The organism is Paludibaculum fermentans (assembly GCF_051172195.1).
In the GTDB taxonomy this organism is placed as follows: Bacteria; Acidobacteriota; Terriglobia; order Bryobacterales; family Bryobacteraceae; genus Paludibaculum; species Paludibaculum fermentans_A.
This window is the reverse complement of record NZ_JBPJAQ010000004.1, coordinates 347,145-369,041: the sequence shown is the minus strand read 5'-3', so window position 1 is coordinate 369,041 and position 21,897 is coordinate 347,145. Positions and strand designations below refer to the sequence as shown.

The following is a 21,897-nucleotide window of genomic DNA, read 5'->3' as shown; positions in this document are numbered from 1 at the left end:
ACCCTGCCGCAAGCGAACAAACGGAGCCGCGATCGTAAGTGAGCGGAGGAGTCCCCGAAACGCCCCACCCCAAAATACAAGCAGCCCCAGCCGTTCCACATACCCAACGACGACCGCCGAAAGCAAACCACGCAAAGCCGCTGTGCCTATGCAGGTTTCCTGACTCGCTGTGGTCAAGCCCCTAGTCACCCCGCGCCAGCTCACTCCCCCGAAGTCACCACGAACGCACCCAACGCCACACCCCGCAGCTCAATCGCCAGCGCAGCCGATTCCCCCATCGCGCCCGGCGTGATCGCCACCCGACCGCCCGTCAACGCTTCCGGCGGCACCAGCCAGCCATTGCCCGGCAGTGGCCGCCTCGCGCCGGCCGCCAGCTGAAAATGCGTCTGCAATCGATGCAACGGCGACAGCCACGCTGTCCGGGGCCCGTACACCACCGGAGCGCTGTCACCCAGATGCCGCCGCCACGAGCGGCCCATCCCCTCATTCCACAACCGCACCTCCGTGAGCGGGGAAATCGGCGTCAGCGCTTCACAAACTACCTTCAGCAGGCCCTCCCGGTAAGCGTCCTGGCCTGTCAACTCCTCGGTCATGCATCGACCCAAACCCGGTACTGCGGCACCGCTGCCCGCCGCGATCCAGGTCGTCTCGCCACGGCTTACGAAATTCACTGTCGATCGACCCACAATCGTCACCCGGCCAGCCTGGATTTGGTCCATTGCCCGGCGCGGGATCCGCAGGCCCAGCCAGTCTTGACCGTGATCGTTCAACACGAAATTGGCAAGCACGTCGGACGGCCCGGGACGGTGACCCGGGGTGGGCACGACGCTCCGCAGTCGCTGGCCTTCCGCGCCAGTAATCTCCACCTGCGGTCTGTCGATGAGGTACTCGGCTGCGCCGGGCGCCGGAGTAATGGTCACCGGCAGCGCTATGGAAACGAACGTCGCCTCCGTCCGCCCAGCCCGGAAGGTTCGGGGCGCTTCCGGCCGTGCGTCAGACAACCGCAGGGCGAGTACGGCCTGTTTCGGGTTCAAGGCCACCCGCAACCGGGCCGTCAGCGCCGGCGTCAGCCCCGCGAAGAGCACGGCCGCCGCGGCTACCGAAACCGCGCCCACTACCCGCGAAGAAGTGGTGCGCCGCCGGCTGTATTGCAGCACGATCACCAGTGCCGCGGCCAGCGCCACCACGCCGGCGGGCAGTCTCCTCCTCATCTCGTCTGGAACAGTCCAGGGCGGTACGGTACCCGAGAAGGCTGCCAGATACGCTGCCCCTCCAAAGAGCAGGATCGCCGCTACCAGGAAGTGCGGGATCCGTCGGCAGACCGCAGCCATCGCCATCGCCGGACCCGTCACCACCGCCGCCAGCACAGCCTGTTTCCCCAGCAGCGCCGGCATCGAATGCCCCAGTGGGAACCCATGAGCCGACACAACCGCGCAATCCGCGACTAGCGCCGGTACGTGGAGGAACACGATCACAAACAGTACTTTCGACCCCAGCAGCGCCGGCCAGCGGTAAGGCCACGTGATCCAGAAATGATCTGGATCGGCCAGCGGCTCCTCCTGCACCACCATCGCGGTCAGGCACGCCCAAGCCAGGGGCAGCAGCAGATTCAGCCAACCCTCCGGTGCGTCGATCAGCCAGTCCGTGCGCCAACTGTCCAGCCACGAGAGAGCCGCTAGCGGTACCCACGTCGCCAGCACCGCCCACCACAGCCGGCGGGCGTCTTTCAGGAAGATATGCAGCATCATCGGCATGGCGTCACCTCGCCCCCACTCCGGTTTCCGTCGACTTCGCCAGCGCCACCCCAATCGCTCGCAGCGTCATCGACCGTGCCGTCACATCCCTTACGCCGCGCAGCCGCCGCTGGACCTCGGCCTCTGTCTGCTGACGGTCGAACCTGCAATCCGTGAACCGTATGACCACGGACGACTGCTCCGGATTCAGCCAACTCCGCGGCAGGTCCCCCGGCAGCATCGCCGGCTCCTCCAGCGTCACCTCCACCTCCCGGAAGCGCTCCGTCAGGCTGCCCATCTCCTCCGCGAACGCCAGCCGGCCCTCGTCCAAATACGCAACATGACTCGCAAAGCTCTCGATCTCCGGCAGGTCGTGCGATGCCAGCAGCACCGTGGATTCCGGAGTGCGCTCCAGGAGGCTCTCGATCAGTTGCTCGCGCACCAGCACGTCCAGGCCACTGAAGGGCTCGTCCAGCAGGATCAGCTTCGGCCGGTGCGCCAGCGCCGACGCCAGCACGGCCTTCAACCGCATGCCCCGCGACAGTTCGCTCAATTTGCGGTCCAGCGGAAGCTGGTACAGCCGCACCAGTTCTGCTAATTCGTCGTCCCGCCACGTCGGGTAGAACCGGCGGCAATAGGAGAGGAAGCAACCGGTCTTCATCCAGCCCGGCAGGCGTTGGTTCTCCGAGATGTAGCCGATCCCGGCCAGTTGCTCTGCCCCCATTGCCCGGGAATCCACCCCCAGCACCTCCGCCCGCCCGGAAGTCGGCTGCTCAATGTTGAGCAGCGTCTTGAGGAACGTAGTCTTGCCGGCGCCGTTCGCACCCAGCAACGCAAAAACGGCCCCTTCGGGCACCTCCAGGGTCACTTGGCGCAAGACTTCCACAGAACGGAACCGCTTGGTCAACTCCTCGGTACGCAGCGGGCTGCTCATGGCCTCTCCTTCAGGGCCGGCTCCAGCTTGAGCCAGTGTTCATCGATCGCGTCGTGCAGCTCCTGCCGTGACAGGCCCAGCTTCTTGGCCTCGACCGTCAGTTGTTCCACTTCGCGGCCTAGCAGTTGGCCGCGTTCCGTGCGCGTGCCGGGCGGCGGTGCCAGCACCACCGTGCCGATTCCGGGCCGCACCTCCAGCAATCCCTCCGCCGTCAACTGAGCCACCACCTTCTGCGCGGTGTTTGGGTGGATCTTCATCGCTTTGCTCAACGTGCGCACAGAAGGGAAGGGATCGCCCGGCCGCAACCGGCCGGAAATCATGGCCTTCTTCGCCTCAAACGCCACCTGTTCGTGGACCGGAATCCCCGATTGCAGCGTCACCCGGAACGGAATCATGCTTTGTCTCCGGTGCCGGTTCGCATCACAGGTGTACTATGTCACGTGTTACACCATGGCGCAAGAGGAAAAGTGCAACCTCTGGCGGCCCCAGCAGACTCACACCCACGGCTACTCAATGGCACGTGTGTCGCGAAGTCCGCCTCGGCGGGCCCGTTCCGTCAGCCGCCCCAGCACGCAGATCAGCAAGGCCATTCCATACGACGGAAGCAGCGACCGGGACCACCACGCATCATCCCAAGCTCCCACCAGCAACACCGGCAGATACCAGGGAGCCGTCACGCCCGCCACAAGAGCCGCACAGCCCACCCAATCCAGCCAGCGACTGCCTCCAGCCCGTGGCCGCTGCAGAATCCAATCTCCCGTCAGGATCGCCGACACAACCACCACCACATAGGTGGCGGCGCCCCGCATCTGCGTCACCCGATCATCCGGCAGATACTGTGACAACCCAGCAGCCACGGCAATGGCCATTGCTGCCATCAACCACTGGGCCAAACGCGTTCTGGAAAACAACGAAGCGGAATCCGCCAAAGCCCGAAAGCACAGCCGTATGGCGCCAAAGCCGGTCACCCCGGCAATCATCATGTACCCGGCCGCCGCGCCCCGTGCGGCACCACCCCACATCGCCATGGCGATGTTCGGGTTCATGCCCTGCTCGGCGTAGGGAGACGAATGAGTGGCCGCATTGGATATGCCCACCAGTAGGAGCGCAGCGAACAGCGGTAGGGCCAGCCCCCAGGCAGTCGCCGCCACGATCTGTCGGCGGCCTGCGGTCCGGCGGCCCCAACCAGCAGCAAAGTAGCCGAACGGCGCTACATACAGGGCCACTACCGACAGGCCTTGCCAGATGAGCATACCCGCTGGCCTGCTCTTATCCGCCGGAAAGCCATGCGGGATCTCCGGCCACCCCACATGCACGCGGACCAATCCCGCGATGAGAATCGCCAGGCCCAGCTTCGTCGAGAAGTTTGCCAGCCTTGCCGCCGTCGTCTCGCGTTGCAGACCGGTGAAGCAAAGGAACCCAAGAGTACACACGATCAGGCCCTCGAACACCAGGCTTCCGTCCTCCTGTCTCAGGGCTTGGGAGAGCGCCCAGCGCTGGATCCTCAGCAACTCCGAGATCCACAGGATCAGCAGCACTACACCGCATGCCCGAACGACCTGTGCCGGCCCACTGCCCACGGAATCCGCCAGGGTTTCGAATAGCGGTTTCCGCGAAGTGTGCACCGCCAGCGCAGGCAGCAGGAAAAACACCACGGCCAGGAACAGCGCAACCACGGCCAGAATGACCACATACACCGGCAGCGGCCATTCCATCCAAAATCGCCCGCCATACAGGAAGTAGAACGGCAGGTTGAAGAAGAGAGCCGACAGCATCCACGCCTGCAGCCGCCAATCCAGTGGTGACGCGGGGTCCGCCGCCACGGGCCTCGAGAAAGGAAGCCGGATCACTCTGCTTTCGACACCAACCGCGCTGGAGGGGTTCCGCCGCGCTGCGCCGGTCCCTCCACATACGTGAACCGCTCCACAAAACCCAGCCGTTGATACGCCGCGATCGCCGGAGCATTCGTCGACTCCACGTTCAGCCCGATCGTCCGGATGCTCTCTGCGCGCAGCGCTTCCACCACGGCCGACGTCACCACCTGCGCCAGCCCCTGACCCCGGCAGTCGGGCCGCGTGAAGATATTGCCGACTCCGGCGACACTCTCCGCGCGTGACACCACATGCACCCCACCCACCGCCACCAATGCGCCACCGCGCCGCACGCCGCGGAAGAAACCAGTCGCCACTTGATACGGCGCGAATGCCACGCCCCCTCCGTCGCCCGTGTCGTACAAGCTCCGGATCTCGTCCTCATCCTCAGGACCCAGCACCACACATTCGCCGTGGCGCGGCCGCCACTCCTGCACCACCATGCGATGCATCTGATGCTCCTCGCTATAGCTCCATACCCCGGCAACGGCTGCCCATTGCGGCAGACGCAGGTTCAAATAACCCCAGTCCGCCGGGATGGTCCCCAATAGCTCGCACAGTTCCGCCCCTTCGCCCATCACGAAGATCGGCCGGATCGAAATGCCGCCAAACACCAGGGCCAGCGCCTCGCCGCACGCCCACCATTCGCACTGCTCGAACAGACCGTCATCCAGGTCGGCCAACGCATACAGCGCCCACACACGATCCCTGTCCAACAGGCGCCGGATCTCGTCGCGCTCGGTAATACGGGTAATCATCGCCTCTCCAGCATCGCCCAATCCGGACCCCGCAATAAACTCCCCCGCCCTCACGCGCCCGGTTGCTGTCCCCTCTGTGCCAGCACGTAGATCACCCAGGGAGCAATCTCGGTCTCATGTACCCAGTCGCCTGGTTCATCCGGGCCGGCCAACGGGCGGTACACCTCTTCCGCCGCAAGCCCGGCCGCCTCGAAAATCGCGCGATACGAGTCGTCCGGGCAGTACACATCGTCCACCGGGCGGCGATCTTCCACGTCCTTCATCACCGTTTGCACCGTATCGCCCGGACCGGCTCGCCAGTTCTCGGGAAAATCAGCCGTGGAGAAGGAAGCCCATTCGTGGATGTACAACTCCGGCGACGACACAATCAGCACAATCCGCGCGCCAGGCGTCGTCAACCGGCCCAGTCCAGCCAGCAGCGGCGTCTTCTCCACCATCGGAATGTTGTCAAAAGTGAACACGGCGGTGGCCACGTCGTAGCTGCCTGCTGCAAACTCGCCGAAATCACCATTTGCCATCAATCGGTAGTCGCCATGCGGATCTCGGACCCTCGCCTCGCTGATCATCTCCGGTGAGATGTCCACTCCGGTCACCTCAAATCCGCAGGCCCGCAGGAACCGTGTCGAGCGGCCCGCCCCGCAGCCAAAATCCAGTGCCCGTCGGCCTTCGACATGCGCCGCCAGAATGCCTGGCAGGTCGCGGAATGCCAACGCATAGGTGCCGGGAAACTCCAACCGGGCGTACGATTCAGCACGCCGGCGGTCGGCATAGACGTTCAGGAACGCATCGCTCACCACTACACGCTAACGGATGACTGGTATATTCAGTAGGTCCAATTCTTGCCAGACTCATGGAACCAGTCGTTGCAGCGCTGGGCCTCTTCCCCTCTGGGCTCGACCCCTCGTTGCCTCTGCCCCTGCAGCGCCAGGTCTTCAATCAGGTGCGGGCCGCGATCCTCCAGGGACGCCTCGCGCCGGGTACCCGCCTCCCTTCCACGCGTGCCTTAGGGCGGGATCTTGGGGTCGCCCGCAACACCGTCCTCTACGCCTTCGATCAGTTACAGGCCGAGGGCTACATCGAATCGCGTCCAGGCTCGGGCATTTTCGTTTCCCGGCTGCTGCCGGAGACGCTCCTCCGCGCCATGGCGGCAACTCAGCTACGCCCGCCGGCTCTGCCAGGCGATGGCACGGTCTCACGCCGCGCAGAACTCGTCCGGTCGGGCTGGAAGCCCACCATCCACCGTGGCTCCTACATCCCGTTCGCCACTGAACCCATCGCCGCTGACCGGTTTCCATTGGAGCTGTGGGCTCGCCTTTGCGCACGCCATTTCCGCACCGCCAAACCACGCGACCTCGGCTATGGCGAACTCGCCGGCTACCCGCCCTTGCGCGACGCCATTGCCCGCCACCTGCTCGAATCCCGTGGCATCCGTTGCACCGCATCGCAGGTGATGATCGTCTCCGGTGCCCAGCAGGCTCTCGACCTCACTTTTCGCGTCTTGCTCGACCCCGGCGACCGCGTAGCGCTGGAAGAGCCCTGCTATTCCGGGATGCGCGCGGCCCTCCTCGCGGCCGGCGCCCGCCCCCTCCCCATCCCCGTGGACGCCGAGGGCATCCAGGTACAGCACCTCGCGTCCCTCCGTGGAGCCCCACGGCTGACCTGCGTCACCCCTTCCCATCAATACCCGCTGGGCGTCACCTTGAGCCTCCAGCGGCGCCTCTCGCTTCTGGCTTGGGCCGCCCGGCGCAAGACCTGGGTTCTCGAGGACGACTATGATGGCGATTTCCGCTACAGCGGGCGCCCTCTGCTCGCCATGCAGGCTCTCGACCAGGCTGGCCGCGTGATCTATGTAGGCACCTTCAGCCGGACCATGTTGCCCTCGCTTCGACTCGGCTACCTCGTGCTCCCGCCCGCCCTGGTCGACGCGTTTACCGCGATGCGCGCGCTCATTGACGATGCTCCGCCGCAATTGACACAGGCCGCGGCCGCCGCTTTCCTTCTCGAAGGGCACTTTGACCGTCACCTGCGCCGCATGAGAATCATCTATGCCGAGCGCCGCGACGCACTGCTGGAGGCCGCATCCAGCCAACTCAAGGGACTCCTGGAACTGCAGCCCGGCGAGGCGGGCCTCCAACTCATCGGCTGGCTGGCCGACGGCCTCACCGAAGAGGCCGCCTGCGAACACGCCGTGCGATCCGGCATCGATGTCCGCCCGTTGAGCCCCTGCCGGTCCATGCCAGGGGGCCGCCCCGGCCTTCTGTTGGGCTTTGCCGGCTTTTCTCCGGCCCGCCTTCGTTCTGCTGTCACGAAACTGGCGCACGCTTTGAAGGCAGCCGGACAGGGCAGGTAGGTCGCGCGGCGGTCCCCCCCTTAGCCTTGTGCAGTTTTTCCGCCAGAGTCCGCACACATTCGCCCGCCTCAACCGTATATAGGGAGTGCTGCAAAGCTTCAATTCTCACTGAAAGTGACGGAGGGACCAGTGCTGGCAGATCTGCGCGATGCAGTGCGGCAATTGCGAAAGGCGCCCGGTGTCACCGCCACCGCGGTGATGACACTCATGCTGGGCATCGGGGCAACCACCTCCATCTTCACCCTGGTTCATCAGGTGATGCTGAAATCGCTCCCGGTCACAAAGCCCGAAGAGCTCTGGAAGATAGGTGACAAAGTCCGCTGCTGCAATTGGGGTGGATACACCCAGGGCGATGACGGCGATTTCTCTCTCTTCTCCTGGGAAGCCTACCGGCACTTCCGCTCCCAGACGCCAGAATTCGTTGATCTCGCCGCACTTCAGGCGGGCAACGCGCCACTGGGCGTCCGCAAGTCCGGCTCGGGTGCACCAGCCGAAACCCGCAACGGGGAGTTCGTCTCCGGCAACTTCTTCCGTACCTTCGGCGTGCAGCCGTGGATCGGCCGCCTGATGACCGACGAGGATGACGTCGAAGGCGCGCCGCCGGTCGCCGTCATGAGCTACCGCATCTGGAGCGAAAAATACGCCTCCGATCCCTCCGTAGTCGGCGCGGCCTATCAAATCAACGGCCATTCCTTTACCATCATTGGTGTCGCTGCGCCGGGCTTCTACGGTGCGAAACTCGCCGGCTGGGGCATGCCCGATTTCTGGCTGCCGCTGACCGCGGAACTCGTCATCGATGGCGAGACAGCCCGCCTGAAACGGCCCAACGCGAACTTCCTCGATCTGATTGGTAGAGTGCGTCCTGGCGTTAACCCGAAAACCCTCGAAGCCAAGCTCAAGGTGGAATTTCACGACTGGCTGGCCGGCCACGTGCCCGATATGGAGCCGGGCGAGAAACAACTGTGGACCCAGCAGACCGTGCGCTTCGTTCCGGGCGGATCGGGCATCGAGGTCATGCGCGATCAGTACGAAGACGGGCTCAACCTGCTCCTGATTGCCGCCGGTTGCGTGTTGCTGGTGGCCTGCGCCAACCTCGCGAATCTCATGCTCACACGCGGCTTGAAGGATCGCGTCCAAACCTCCATCCGTGTCGCCTTGGGTGCGTCCCGCGCACGCCTCATGCGCGGTGTCCTGGTCGAATCCATACTGCTATCCGTCATCGGAGGACTCCTGGGCATCGCCGTGGCCTACGCCGGCACAAAGGTCATGGTTTCCCTCGCCTTTTCGGGCGGCAGCCAAAGCAACTACGTCCCACTCCAGGCGGCCCCGTCCTGGCCCATCCTGCTGTTCGCCCTCGCCGTCTCCATGCTCACTGGCATCCTGTTCGGCATCGCACCGGCGTGGATCACCTCTCATGCCGATCCCGCCGATGCACTGCGCGGCCTGGGCCGTTCCGTCGGCGCCGGGCGCGCCTGGACCCAGAAGACACTGGTCATTGCACAGATCGCTGTCTCGGTCGTGTTGCTATCCGTGGCCGCCCTGTTGGGCAAGAGCCTCCGCAACCTGGAGCATCAGGACTTCGGCTTCGAAACGAAAGACCGCTATATCGCCTCGATCAATCCCATGCTCGGCAACTATAGGCCGGAACAGCTCGAGCCCATGTTCCGCCAGATCAACGAGCGCCTGCTCCAGATCCCGGGCATGCGCATGGTCGCGCCTGCCCTCTATGCACCCATGACGGGCGACAGTTGGAACAACAGCATTCGTGTAGCGGGCCAGCCGGAGCCGGGCGCCAAGGAAGATACCGGAGCCGGCTTCGTCCGCGTCATGCCGGGCTTCTTCGACGCCATCGGCGCCAGGACCGTGTTGGGCCGGTCCATTTCGGAGAACGATACATCGACTACGCGCCCCATCGCCGTCGTCAACCAGGCGTTCGTGAAGCGATTCTTCAAGGACCAGAACCCAATCGGGCAGCACTTCGGTGCCGGCAATATCAAATACTCGGGCACGTACGAAATCGTCGGTGTCGTCAACGATGTCCGGTACATGACCTACGAATACAAGAAACCCGTCCGGCCCATGTACTGGCTGCCGGAAGCCCAGACCGTCCACTTTGACAATCCGGCATACCAAAGCGGCGAAATCTGGTCCCACTACCTCTACAACATCGTGCTATGGGCGCCGGGCAGCCAGCCGGAGCTGGAGAAACAGGTGCGCAATGCCATCGCCGGCGTCGATCCGAATCTCGTTCTCTATGAAGTTGAACCATACAGCAGGATCGTGAGCGCGGACTTCCAGCAGCAAAGGCTCATCGCCTCCCTGACGACCCTCTTCGGCTTGCTCGGACTCGTGCTGGCGGTCGTGGGACTCTTCGGCGTGCTGTCTTACATGGTGGAGCGCCGCACCGGAGAAATCGGAGTGCGCATGGCCTTGGGGGCGGATCGCGCCTGCGTCGTCGCCATGGTATTGGCCGGCGCCCTCAGGCAGGTGTGCGTCGGTCTCGCCATCGGGATCCCCCTGGCGATCGGGGCGGGCAGGCTAATGACCGTTCATCTCTTCGGAGTGCAGCCCGGCGATCCCGCCATGTTGACCGTCGCCACACTCCTGCTCGGCTTGGCAGCTCTGCTCGCCTCCGCCATCCCGGCCTGGCGCGCAGCCTGCGTGGAACCCATGTCGGCGCTCCGCGCTGAATAATCCTCACGCCCTGCCTGCAAGCGCTCAGGGCAGGTCATCGCTGAAAGCCGGCGGGCCAGGTACAACCCGCCGGCCATGGCCATCAACTCCCCATCCGCGCCTCTCTCCCGTGTCTACGCGGCAACCGGCGCTCCGAACCATTTGGTAAGCGACTCGGCCAGTCCCTCCTGGTCCGCCTCCCCCACCCACGCCACATATCCATCAGGCCGCACCATCACAGCGTCCGGCGCAACCACCGGCCCGATCGCTGGCAGTTCCCAGCCCCCGGCATAGTTGGCGTCCACCACCTGAACCCGGTCACCGCATGGAGCAATGTCGAAGCGGCCAGGCTCGCCAAAGTTGAGCAACACCGGGCCCGCCTTGTGCAGTAGCGTGAAGACGCGAAAGGTCCCCTGCTTCCCGGTTACCTCAAGGTCAGGCATGCGGCGCCCCAGCAGCGGGTGTCCTTCCCCCAGGTCGTAGCGAATCCCCAGGCCGCTCATCTCGGCCGCGAATCGCTTGCGCGGCTCGTCCATCCCCAGCAGTTCGGCCAGGGTGTCCTGCACGGCCTTCGTCCGTTCGTCCGCGCGGCGCAGCAACACCGACGCCATCGTGTGGCGCAGCACGCGGGCCGCTACAGGGTGGCGCTCCGCATGATAAGTATCCAGCAGGCTGTCCGGCGAAGTCCCCTTCACCACTTGCGCCAGCTTCCATCCCAGATTCACTGCATCCTGCACCCCCGTATTCAGGCCGTGTCCACCGTCCGGAGCATGTATGTGCGCGGCATCGCCGGCCAGCAGCACCCGCCTGTTCCGATAGGCCGCGGCCTGCCGCGTCATATCAGTGAACCGCGAGAGGTACGTAGGACTGTGCACCCCGTAGTCGGTCCCATACACCGCAACCAGCGCCTCACTCAGCTCGCTCAGCGTCGGTTCCGCCGAACGTCCAACCTGCCGCTCCGTCACCATCACCCGGATCGGCCCGGAATCCTTGTACACCACCTTGCCGTCGCGGATTTCGTACTCCAACCGCCCGAAGCCGTGGACCCCGATGGCGTCGTGCCGGACCCCCAGTTCCGGCGCCTCGGCCAGTTCGACCTCGGCAATCAGGCAGCTGGTCGTCGGGTCCCAGCCCGGGAACTCAATGCCCGCTGCTTTCCGCACCAGGCTGCGTCCTCCATCGCACCCGGCGAGATACTCCGCCCGCAACGTCTGGCCATCGGAGATCTGAACGTCTACCCCCGTGTCGTCCTGCGCAAAACCCGTCACCTCGCGCCCGCGGTAGATCGGCACAGCCAACTCTTCCACCCAGCCGGCCAGAATCCGCTCAATGTGGTTCTGCCACAGCCCCAGTCCGTAAGGGTGCCGGGTCGGAAACTCGCTGATGTCCAACCGGACCCCCGCGAACCCCGCCACCTGCGCCACCTGGCCCTCCGCCAGGAACCGGCCCGCAATCCCTCGCTGATCGAGAATCTCCAGGGTCCGCGAATGCAGGCCGCCCGCCCGCGAGCCGGTCAACGCCTGGCTGCTACGCCGCTCGACAATCGCCACGTCGATCCCCGCCAACGCCAGTTCGCCCGCCAGCATCTGCCCCGTCGGGCCGCCCCCGGCGATGACCACCGTATGTCCGCTCACGCCCGCACCCCCGCCGCCAGGGCGCCCGTCGCATCCCCAGTTTCGGCCGCGTTCCCTGAGTTGATAGACAAATCGAATTCGTAGGTGAGTTCTGGCACACTTGTCTCCTGTTCGCGCTGTTCGAATTGTTCAGGTTCCGGGCCGGAAGGCGGAACACTGCCGTCAATTGCTGGCTTCGGCCGGTTTCATCTGGCGCAGGGCTGCCCAATAGCCTGTGCCGCTGGTACGCCCTCAGGTTATGCGAATTCGTACCGCGAAGTCGACTCTTTTGAAGCTCGAGTGCCGGACTATATCTTGTTTAGTATCAATTAGTTAGATTTCCGCATGGGCCGGCTGCTATCCTAAATGCGGGGGAGCCTGTGACGCTCCGCCCCACTGCATAGCTCCGTACGCGAGCAGGCTCGTCTTTACACCCCAATCCACTCGGTCCTTCATCCAGATGAATGACTGGAAAAGATACGCCGCCTTCGCGTGCTGCACCCCTGTCCGATTGGTGATGCCGGTCGGCTGTTATTCTGGACTACGTCCCTCAGAATGAAGCAAGGAGAAAGATGATGAAACTGGCGACAGCATCGCTGCTGCTCACCTTGGTGTCTGCCCCGGTTTGGGCCCAGGTCAACGTGGGCGAACAAAAACCCGAACCCACGCTCCCCTTCAAGATGACCACCGTGTCCACCTTCGGCCTGCCCTGGAGGATCGCTTTCCTGCCGGATGGCCGCATGCTTGTGACCGAGAAGATCGGGCCCATCTGGCTGGTCTCCGCGCAGGGAGAGAAGATCGCGCCTTTAGGCAATACGCCGCCTGTGTACTGGCAGGGGCAGAGCGGAATGCTGGGCGTCTACGTTTCGCCCAACTTCGCCACCGACCAGAGCATCTATATCACCTATGTGGAGCCCGGTGACTACGGCGGGGGCCAGGCTTTGGCTCGTGCCCGTCTGGACGCTGGCCGCGTCCCCAGGCTCGAGAAACTCGAGGTGCTGTGGCGCCAGATGCCCAGGGGGAAGGGTGGTCAGGCCGGCGGGCAGGTCGCCTTCGCGCCCGATGGCCAATCTCTCTTCATGACCGTCGGCGACCGCCAGCGCATGACCCCGGCTCAGGATCCGAATCAGCCCGTAGGCAAGATCCTGCACCTCACCCTGGACGGCAAACCGTTCCCTGGCAACCCCAACTACGGCAAAACCGGTGCCTCCACCATTCCCTTGATCGATCCACCCCGCGACACCGAGGCAGCCAAAAACGCGCCCGTGGTCAGCAGCTACACCTTCCCCGGACCCAACCAGACACCCTCCGAAACCTGGGCCAGTGGCTTCCGCGCCCCCTATGGTTTGGCCTTCTCCCCGAAAGGCGAATTGTGGGAGGTCGAGCATGGTCCGCGCGGCGGCGATGAGTTGAACCTCATTGAGAAGGGTAAGAATTACGGCTGGCCCGTCGTCTCCTACGGCATGAACTATGACGAGGTGCCCATCCCCAGCCACGACACGCACCCCGAATTCACGAAACCGGTGCTCTACTGGGTCCCGGTGATCGCGCCCGGCAACCTGATGTTCTATCGCGGCGCCAAAGCGTTTCCGCAATGGGACGGCAGCGGCTTCGTCACCGGTTTGGGCAGCCATACCCTCACTCGCCTCATCTTCGACGGCAAAGGCGGAGCCAAGACCGCTGAGCGTTGGGACCTGGGCAAACGCCTCCGCGATGCGGAGGAGGCTCCGGATGGTACCCTGTGGTTGTTGGAAGACGCCAATCCCGGCGCTCTCATCCACGTAACGCCCAAGTGACTCCAGCCAGTCATGCGAACAGGAACCAAACAGTCGGTAGCACGCCGGCTTCCGTCGCTCCTGGCACTGCCGGAATCTTGCTGACCTGATGAAGCACGCGATTTTTGGATTGTCCGGAATGCTGCTGCTGGCTGCGGAGTTGTGCGGCCAGCAGCAGCCGGTTCCTTACAGTCACAAGACGCATCTGGCTTTGGGGCTGCAGTGCAGCTCATGCCACAAAAATGCTGACCCGGGCGAATACATGGGGTTTCCGGCGGAGACCTTCTGCATGAGCTGCCACCGGTCGGTCAAGGCCGATAGCCCGCATATCCAGAAGTTGGCCGCCGCCGCGAAAGAGCGGAAACCGCTGCCCTGGGTCCGCGTCTATCAGCTCTCTCCTTACGTCTACTTCAGCCACCGCGTCCATACGCAGGCGGGCGCCACCTGCGACACCTGTCACGGACCCGTTCGCGAGCGCGACCAGATCACCCCTGAGGTGTCCCACAATATGCGTACCTGCATGGCCTGCCATGCCAAGTCGAAGGCCCGCAACGATTGCGGCACCTGCCACGAAGAACGTTAGCCCTGCTGCCAACCCATCCCTTGGTCGATTTCTCTGCCCAGGAAAACGCCAGCCTGACCCGCCCTGGATGGTCCTGGCCATTTCTTTCTGGCTCGACTGCTGCAATCCTGGAGACACTCGGAAACTGGGAGGTTCTGCATGAAGGTAGCCTTCATGGGCGGACGCGCCTACGTCTGCGTCGCCTTCGATGTGGCCTGGGCCATCAACTTAACGCTCTGCCGCGAACACCTGGGCGAGGTGGAGTCGGAGTTCGGCTATCGCGATCCCCAACGCGCGCCACTGGTCCTGCGCCAGGAGTGTGCTCCGGTCATCCTGGGTGAATTCGCCACCGATTGCGCCGTCGCCGCCACCATTTATGACATCGGCAGCATCTCCATTCGCTATCGTCTCGATCTGCCTGCCGGCGTACAGTTGCCGCAACTCGTCGAGCTCAGCCTGCTGCTCGCCGACAACCCAGCCATTCGCCAAAGTGCGGCCGCTCTGGTCGCACAACTGCTACAGCGCCTCGAAAGCCGCGCTCCCTCGGCGATCACTCCGCCTCGCCTCACTACCGCGGTCGAGGACTATTCCATCTTCCGTCTGCAATTGGAACCTGGCTCCGGCATCGACTCACTGCTAAACGACTCACAAAGGGAAATCGCCCAGATCGTCAAGTCCTTCCCCTCCGATCCCTCCAGCCAGCTCGTCCACGAAGCACTCTCCGGACACCATCGCTGGTCCCGCAACGCCGACCTGACCGTGATCGACTGGCATGCCGCCATCCTGATCAGCGACGGGGACAAAGCCGTCAACCTCATCATCGACCGCGTGCTGCGCATGCTCGAATACGCCAATGTGCAGTTGCTGAACTTCAAAGGCATGCAACTCGCCCTGGAAAGCCAGTTATCCAGTCTCGAGGTCTCGCTCACCAGCGGCCTGCCCGCCAAGCGCGGCCAGCAGAAACTGGACGCGCTCGCCATCGCCTACACCCAACTCTTCAGCGAAGTGCAAAGCAGCCTCGAGGCGTTCGACAACGACTTCCTCGAACGCGCGTTCGATACCGTCGCCGCCCGCTTCCGTTTCGAGAAGAAGACCCGCGACATCCGGGAAAAGCTGTCCCGCCTGGAAACGATCACAGACCGTCTCAAAGCCGCCGAGGATCATCGCCGGATGGAACGCCTGGAGTGGTACATCATCTGGCTGTTCGTGGTCGACATCATCCTGGCGCTGGTCGAATTCGCGCTCTTCTTTCTCCACAAACGGCCCTGACCGCCCGGGTAGGTGAGGGCCCCAGGCAGTTGCCCGAAATGGGCAATCCTGACAAAAGTATCAGGGGCCTTCCATCCCGTCCGCTCCAACGGTCCTGCCAGTTCAAAATATTCTCAACCCAATGGGCTCAGTCAGTTGCAGATCATTAGCTGGCCTGCCTCTTCTTCTGCTCCGTATCATGCGCTCAGGAGCAACGAATGTGATGAAGATGTCGAACAAATCGAAGGCGGCGCCGGCTGGGCGTTTGATTTTGGCTGAGCAAAGCCACTTCGCCGCAGGCCGCCCGCCTGCCTCAACGCAGCCGGCAGGCAAACCCAAGCACCAGCCGCCCACGTTTTTGAGGGAACAAACCCACTTCGGCGCTTCACCGCCGCCGGTCAGGTTATTGGGATTTTTTGAGGGAACAAACCCACTTCGGCGTTTCACCGCCGCCGGTCGGCCTATTTGAGTTATTTGAGGGAACAAACCCATTTTGCCGTTGCACATCGGCTCACGGGTCAATCTGATCCGGTGCCCGGCCAGCTCTTTGACATCCAAACCTACACCGCAAATCGCGAGTCGTAGTCCGGGCGGCCCCCGCTCACCCGCCTGCCCGCGCCGCCCGCCACCTCGTCATCGCGTACAAAACGAACCCGAATGCCGTCGCCAGCAGCGTGTCCCGCGCCTCAATCCAGGTGCTGCTCGAAAACAGCCAAAGGCAGACCACAACCCCCAGCAACGCCATCGGAATCCCTCCAGGAGTCTGGAACAAAGCCACCGGAACCGCCGCCTGCCGCCGCAATCGGGGCACCGCTCCGCACGTCGCCAGGTACGCGACCAGCCTCGACAACGTACTCACCGTGACCAGATAGACATAGGTCCCCGACAACGTCAGGGCCAGCATCGCCGCGGCCGTCCACACCACCGCCGCCACCGGAGTCCGGAACCCGGGATGCAACCGCGCCAGCGGAGCCGGCAGGTCGCCCTGCTCGCCCATCGCAAATAGAATCCTCGACGCCGACAACACCAGCACGTTCAGATTCCCCGCCAGGGACACGACCAATCCGGCCGCCATCACCATCGCGCCCACCGGACCGCCAAACGCCGCCGCCGCATCCGCCAGCGGCCGCTTCGAGCCCGCCAGTCCGGGCAGTGTCCCGATACACACCACTTGGATCACCATATATAGGGCAATCACCACCGCCATCCCGGAAAGCAGCGCCCTCGGCAGGTCTTTCTTCGGGTTCTTCGACTCCCCCGCCGGCACCATGCCCATTTCAAACCCGGTGAACGCAAACACCAGCAGCAGCACCGAGAGTGAGAACGAGCGGTAGCTGGGCGGCTGCTGGAAGTTGAATTGCGCTGGCTGCAGGAAGAACAAACCCACTAGGGCGAAGCCGGCCAGCGGGATCAGTTTGCCCACCGCCAGCACATTGCTCGCCGTCGCCACGGGCCGGATGCCGCGGATATTCAGCCACGTCAGGGCCGCCACCACCACGGCCAGCAGAGCCGCCCGCGCCGGCCCGCCCGACAACGCCGGAACAAACAAAGCCAGGTACTCAGCCAGCAGCGAACAGTTCGCCGCAAAGGCCGACACCCGCGCCACCCACAGCAGCCAGCCCACGGCGAAGGCGGTGCTCGGCCCGAACGCCTCCCGTGCGTAGAGATACGGTCCGCCCGTCTCCGAAAACCGGCTCGCCACCTCTGCGAACGACAACACGATGATCGCCACGCACACGGCGCAGGCCAGAAAGGCAAACAGGCTGTAATTGCCGCTCAGGGCAAACACCCGCGAAGGCAAGCCGAAGATTCCTGCCCCGATGACTCCATTCAGGACCACAGCCGTCAGGTCCCGCGTCCGCAGGGATCGCAGCAGGCTCTGGCCCGGCAGCCGGCCCGGCGTCAAGGCTTCTCCTGCTTGGGTTCCTTTACCGCCTTCAGCGCTTCCGTGGCCGCCTGTGCCACGCGCGGCTGCGCATCCCGGGCCAGCAAGGCCAGCAGCGCCCGGCCCTGGCCGCCCGCCTTCAGGTCGTATACCAGCGTCAACCGTTCCGCCGCGCTCAATTCCGCCAGGCCGCCCTCCGCAAGTGCCGCCAACTCCTCGTCCGTCCACACCGTACGGTAGTAGCCCGTCCCGCCTGCGTTCGCAAACACCCATGCCGGACACGCTTCCAGTTCCACCTCGCGGGTCGCCCCGGTCAACAACGTACAGGCCTTCCCCGAGTTCGACTTCCAGCACACCGGCACGGCCCACTTCGCCTCACCCGCCGCCTGTTCCACCACCAGTCCGCCCCGGCCGCCCGCGCACTTCCGCTTCACCTGGATGGCCGGCACACCAGGCTGGTCCAGGAAGGAATGCAGCGTCTGCCCGGCATCGAGGACTTGAGCCAGGTCGTCTGTCGTGGCGGTGCCATACGGCCGCCGCTTCAGATAAGTCTGCAGCTCACGCTGGAACCGCTCCGCCCCGTGCCACCCCTCCAGCATCAACAGCACGGCCGCGCCCTTCTGGTAAACCACGCGGCTGTAAACGTCGTTCAACTCCGCCCGGCTCCGCATCGGCACGCGCACCGGCCGCGCCTTTGGGCCCGCATCTGCTCCCATGATCCGCTCGCGGGCCGCTACCGCCGCCAGGTTCTTCTCCGGCGCCGGATGCTCGGCATCCATCGTTACGCCCGCCAGCCAGGTCGCGAAACCCTCGCTCAGCCACACGTCCTCCCAGCCCGCCTGCGTCACCAGGTTGCCGAACCACTGGTGCGCCAGTTCGTGCGTCATGATCTGCCGCAGCCTCTCGCGCCACTGCTCCGAATCCTTGCCTGGTTCCGCCAGCAGCGTGCTCTGCTGGTAGTTGATCAGTCCCGGATTCTCCACCGCGCCAAAGGCGCCCTCCGCCCGCGCCAGGTGGTCCAATTTGCGGAACGGATAGGGGATGCCGGTGTAGCGCTCCAGCCCCGTCATGACACGGTCCGTGACATCCGCCGCATAACGCCCCTGCTCGGCTCGCCCCTGCGGCGTCACCACCCGCACCGGAACCTTCTGTTGGCCGGCGTCCGGACCGTTCACCGTATCGAAGGGGCCCACCGCAAATGCCACAATCTCGCTGGGCAGCGGAGCGGTCTCCACGAAGCGCACCGCCTTCATGCCCTCCGCTTCTTCCACTTCCGACTCCAGCGGAGCGTTGCTGAACGCCCGGTGCTCGCGCCGCACATGCAGCGTCACCTGCCAGGGGGTCTTGAATCGCGGTTCATCGAAACACGGTATCGCCCGTCGTGCTTCTATCGCCGTGAATGTCGTGAAGACATACCATTGGCCATCCACTTGCCTCCGGTATGGGCCCTCCATCGCCTTTTCATCGATGCGCCCCTGGTAGCGGATCTCCACTTCGGCCTCGCCCGGGCCCAGCGGTTCAGGCCACTCTAGCCGCATCTCCTCCGGATTCAGGACTGAGGCGTGCGCCGCCACCCGCCGGCCGCTCAAACGCACCTCCGCCTCCGTCACGGTGAGATCCTTGGCGTTCAGGGTGAGTTGCTGCGTGGCGGCATCCAGCCGGACCGCGATGCGCACCACCCCGCTGAACTCCGGCCGTTCCGGCCGCACCGTCAGCTCCAGCGCATAGCGCAGCGGTTGGGCCGCCCACACTCCAGCAGCCATCAGCAGGCAGGCAATCAGTCGCAGCGTCTTCATCTCCACCCTGGATCCCCAGCGTCAGCCGGGAATGTTTTCCAGGGTAGCGCACCGTGCCTAATTGGTCTGCATGGGCTTGCCCAACGTTTTCCTGACCGCCCAGTCCAACAGGAACAGGCAGGCCGGCACCGCCATCACCGCCACCACTTTGCCTCCGCGGTCCAGCCGGAACTGGACAATCGAAACCCAGGCAGCCAGCGCGGCCAGCGAAAGCACCGCCGCTTCCATCTCCCACTTCCACGCCAGCAGCGGCGCCAGGCAGGCAATCGTGATCAAGGCAATCCCCAGCCACTCCCGCCACTGCGTCGGCGCGCCGGAGTGCGGCGAAAAGAACTCGGCACTCACCAGGAATAGAAAGCCGCCGGCCACCAATATACCCGTCACCCGGGCCATCCACTTTAGGACCTGCATCCACCATCGGGTCGTCATTGGTACTTCTCCCAATGTGATCGTAGGCCCGGCCGCACACAGGGCGCATCACCAATCCGGCGAACGGTCGTCAACAGCGGATGAACGGCTCTACTGCAGGAAGCCCGTGGTCTCCGGCAGCACGTCCGGCGCCTCGAACAGGTTGATGCCGAAGAACGGCTTGACCAGGTAGTTCGCGTCCGGGATCGCGTTTTCGCCCGATTGCACGAACGTCGCGGCCTGCGCCAGCACGGCCAGGGAGATCGGCGCACCATTGGCGTCCAAAAGGAAGGCGAAGTACGTGTGCGGATTGGCCGGCAGGTCCGGACGCAGCGCGCGCGCCAGGTCGTGCCGGTAAATCGACGTCATGGCCTGGCCATCCGCGCACCGCACCAGCAGTGAGTTGGACGGATTCGGCACCGTCTGGTCGCCGGTAGCGAACTGGAACAACACCCGCTTGGCGGCGACTCCGTCCAGCGGAGCCGTCATCAGGTGCGGAGCATACGTCGAAGGCGCGCCAGCCGCCTCAATCCACTCCAGCCGCTCGAACACATCCTTCAAATCGGCCGCGCCCGGCACGCTCAGGATCTTCACCGGCTCATCGCGCCCTACATACTGTTCGTCGAAGTCAGGGAAGGCATTCAACAGCGCCGGTGTCCGCAAGCCCATATAGCTCTGCACGAGCGGACGCAAGGCCGGGCTCACCCGGGCCGTCTCCACTCCGCTGGCCCCGCCCACGTTCAGGACCGCAGTGGAGATATCCGGACTCGTTGCCGTCACCAGCGTCCCCACAAATGCGCCCAGGGATTGCCCCCAGAACGCCATCTGCGAGCCATCCAGGTCAGGCCGCCCATCCCCGTCCACATCCAGGCCGAGCTTGATCGCCCGCGCCATCGACAGCCAGTCGATCGCCGTCTGGCGCAGGCAGTCGCGAATCGCGACCGGGGCCCCGGGCAACAACACCACGCAGCCTTCAGTCGGTCCAATGGCGCCGTCCCCATCCAGGTCGACACCCCGGCCGGCGGCCGGGATCTCTTGCACTCCGGCGTCCTTGCCGACCAGGATCGTCGATTCCGGACCATAGCCATGCCCCACGGCGTTCAACGCCACGATGGCGTAGCCCTTCGGCATGAACGACTGCGCCATCACCGATGGGCCGGCCAGCCGGTTGTCGCCCAGTCCATGCGCCGCCAGCAGCACGGGATATCCGCCCGGCGGCATCGGCGTGTTCGGCAGCAGGACATGGAAGGCGACCTGCCCCATGCTGATCTCTTTGGGCAGCGGGTCCAGCGTCGGCGTATTCGGGATCACCTGCTGGTCATTCAGCAGTTGGGGTGACTGCAGCGTCCCGAACGCGATCCGGTCAATCCCCAGCACAGCCAGGATGGCGGGCGGGGCAGGGAACGGAACATCCTCAAACTTCTCTCCCTCCGTGCGAACCTGCCCATGTATTGTCAGGGTACGGATGTCCCGCACGGGTACGGTCGCCACCCGCTCAAACGCAGGGGCGGTCAGGTCGATCATCTGCCGCGCCGCTTCCAGCAGGGTCGTGCCGGTCATGGTCGTGAAGACGGATCCGCCAGTCACCACTACGCCCGGCAGCAACTCACCGGCCAGCGTGACCGCCTGGCTGATGTCGGTGCAGTAGACGCCACCAATCAGTTGGTCCACACACGCCTGAAAGCCCTCATCGCGCAGCACCGGGGCGCCTTCCGGATCCTTCACCGCATCCGTCACCAGCAGCGCGTAGCGCAGCCCCTGCCGCAGCGGGTCGTTCGGTTTGGCGAGCATCGTGTTTGTCGCCGGATCCCAGCTCACCCGGTTGACTCCTGTCACCCGGTTCGAGCCGTCCAGCCATACCAGCACCACGCCGCCGCGCAGCGTCGCCGGGTCGATGGAGCCGTTGAACCGCACCGTCAACCGCGCCTGGACGTTGAAGCCGTCCAGTTCGTTGATGAGCGTCAACTCCTGGCAATCGCCTGAACGCTGATCGCAGCCGGGCAGCGGCAGGTTGACCCGCCGCCCTGTCTTCTGGGTATCGTCCGGCACCGTCATGAAATCCGAAGGAAACGGCCCGATTGCCGGATCGGTCGGATTGAACGCGACGGTGACACTACCGCCAAAGATACTGGTGGAACAAAGTAGAACCAGGACGAGAGTCCGCATGAAAGCCCCTCACAGGCTATCAACAGGATAGCCCTGAGCGACCCACTCGTCATAGCCGCCCTGCAGCGGCCGGACATTCGCAAAACCCATCTTTTGGAGTCGTAGCGCCAGACCGGCGCTGGATG

General features: G+C 64.5%; 16 protein-coding genes. 5 read left to right on the top strand and 11 right to left on the bottom strand.

What is annotated here, in order from left to right:
- Positions 1-200: 200 nt before the first annotated feature.
- From ACR9Y2_RS38325 to ACR9Y2_RS38300, 6 genes are all read right to left on the bottom strand, one after another.
- The gene (locus tag ACR9Y2_RS38325) at positions 201-1,754 is read right to left on the bottom strand and encodes a hypothetical protein (RefSeq protein ID WP_435047197.1); all 1,554 of its coding nucleotides are present in this window, start codon (positions 1,752-1,754) and stop codon (positions 201-203) included.
- Between the two features lie 4 nt (positions 1,755-1,758).
- Positions 1,759-2,667 carry an ABC transporter ATP-binding protein gene (locus ACR9Y2_RS38320; RefSeq protein ID WP_435047196.1) on the bottom strand — a complete coding sequence of 303 codons (909 nt, stop codon included), beginning with the start codon at positions 2,665-2,667 and terminating at the stop codon, positions 1,759-1,761.
- A complete protein-coding gene (locus ACR9Y2_RS38315) occupies positions 2,664-3,062 on the bottom strand; it encodes a GntR family transcriptional regulator (RefSeq protein WP_435047195.1) in 399 nt (132 codons plus the stop codon). Before ACR9Y2_RS38315 ends, ACR9Y2_RS38320 begins: the two co-directional genes overlap by 4 nt.
- A gap of 111 nt (positions 3,063-3,173) precedes the next feature.
- The gene (locus ACR9Y2_RS38310; RefSeq protein WP_435047194.1) at positions 3,174-4,517 is read right to left on the bottom strand and encodes a hypothetical protein; all 1,344 of its coding nucleotides are present in this window, start codon (positions 4,515-4,517) and stop codon (positions 3,174-3,176) included.
- Positions 4,514-5,296 (bottom strand): GNAT family N-acetyltransferase, encoded by a 783-nt coding sequence (locus ACR9Y2_RS38305; RefSeq protein ID WP_435047193.1) that lies wholly within the window; start codon positions 5,294-5,296, stop codon positions 4,514-4,516. The genes ACR9Y2_RS38310 and ACR9Y2_RS38305 overlap by 4 nt, the downstream gene beginning before the upstream one ends.
- Positions 5,297-5,346: 50 nt before the next feature.
- Positions 5,347-6,090, bottom strand: coding sequence for a class I SAM-dependent DNA methyltransferase (locus tag ACR9Y2_RS38300; protein WP_435047192.1), 744 nt, complete (start codon positions 6,088-6,090; stop codon positions 5,347-5,349).
- A gap of 56 nt (positions 6,091-6,146) precedes the next feature.
- Here ACR9Y2_RS38300 and ACR9Y2_RS38295 point away from each other — a divergent pair, with 56 nt between their 5' ends.
- A complete protein-coding gene (locus ACR9Y2_RS38295) occupies positions 6,147-7,646 on the top strand; it encodes a PLP-dependent aminotransferase family protein (protein WP_435047191.1) in 1,500 nt (499 codons plus the stop codon).
- A 129-nt stretch (positions 7,647-7,775) separates the two neighbouring features.
- A complete protein-coding gene (locus ACR9Y2_RS38290; protein ID WP_435047190.1) occupies positions 7,776-10,340 on the top strand; it encodes an ABC transporter permease in 2,565 nt (854 codons plus the stop codon).
- A 113-nt stretch (positions 10,341-10,453) separates the two neighbouring features.
- Here the strand turns inward: ACR9Y2_RS38290 and ACR9Y2_RS38285 are convergent, their stop codons facing one another.
- Entirely contained in the window at positions 10,454-11,953 is a 1,500-nt protein-coding gene (locus ACR9Y2_RS38285) for an FAD-dependent monooxygenase (protein ID WP_435047189.1), read from the bottom strand.
- 551 nt (positions 11,954-12,504) lie between these two features.
- Here ACR9Y2_RS38285 and ACR9Y2_RS38280 point away from each other — a divergent pair.
- From ACR9Y2_RS38280 to ACR9Y2_RS38270, 3 genes are all read left to right on the top strand, one after another.
- On the top strand, positions 12,505-13,728 hold the full coding sequence (locus ACR9Y2_RS38280) for a PQQ-dependent sugar dehydrogenase (protein ID WP_435047188.1): 1,224 nt from the start codon (positions 12,505-12,507) through the stop codon (positions 13,726-13,728).
- 88 nt (positions 13,729-13,816) lie between these two features.
- On the top strand, positions 13,817-14,290 hold the full coding sequence (locus ACR9Y2_RS38275; RefSeq protein ID WP_435047187.1) for a cytochrome c3 family protein: 474 nt from the start codon (positions 13,817-13,819) through the stop codon (positions 14,288-14,290).
- Positions 14,291-14,428: 138 nt separating this feature from the next.
- Complete coding sequence (locus tag ACR9Y2_RS38270; RefSeq protein ID WP_435047186.1) at positions 14,429-15,538, top strand: hypothetical protein; 1,110 nt, start codon at positions 14,429-14,431, stop codon at positions 15,536-15,538.
- Between the two features lie 580 nt (positions 15,539-16,118).
- Here ACR9Y2_RS38270 and ACR9Y2_RS38265 read toward each other — a convergent pair.
- The 4 genes from ACR9Y2_RS38265 to ACR9Y2_RS38250 all read right to left on the bottom strand — a co-directional run bounded on the left by ACR9Y2_RS38265 (position 16,119) and on the right by ACR9Y2_RS38250 (position 21,772).
- Positions 16,119-17,423: an APC family permease gene (locus tag ACR9Y2_RS38265; protein ID WP_435047185.1), complete on the bottom strand. Its 1,305-nt coding sequence runs from the start codon at positions 17,421-17,423 to the stop codon at positions 16,119-16,121.
- Positions 17,420-19,198 carry a M1 family aminopeptidase gene (locus ACR9Y2_RS38260; RefSeq protein ID WP_435047184.1) on the bottom strand — a complete coding sequence of 593 codons (1,779 nt, stop codon included), beginning with the start codon at positions 19,196-19,198 and terminating at the stop codon, positions 17,420-17,422. Before ACR9Y2_RS38260 ends, ACR9Y2_RS38265 begins: the two co-directional genes overlap by 4 nt.
- A 57-nt stretch (positions 19,199-19,255) precedes the next feature.
- The gene (locus ACR9Y2_RS38255; RefSeq protein ID WP_435047183.1) at positions 19,256-19,627 is read right to left on the bottom strand and encodes a DUF7670 domain-containing protein; all 372 of its coding nucleotides are present in this window, start codon (positions 19,625-19,627) and stop codon (positions 19,256-19,258) included.
- Between the two features lie 90 nt (positions 19,628-19,717).
- Positions 19,718-21,772 carry an Ig-like domain-containing protein gene (locus ACR9Y2_RS38250; RefSeq protein WP_435047182.1) on the bottom strand — a complete coding sequence of 685 codons (2,055 nt, stop codon included), beginning with the start codon at positions 21,770-21,772 and terminating at the stop codon, positions 19,718-19,720.
- Positions 21,773-21,897: the final 125 nt, after the last annotated feature.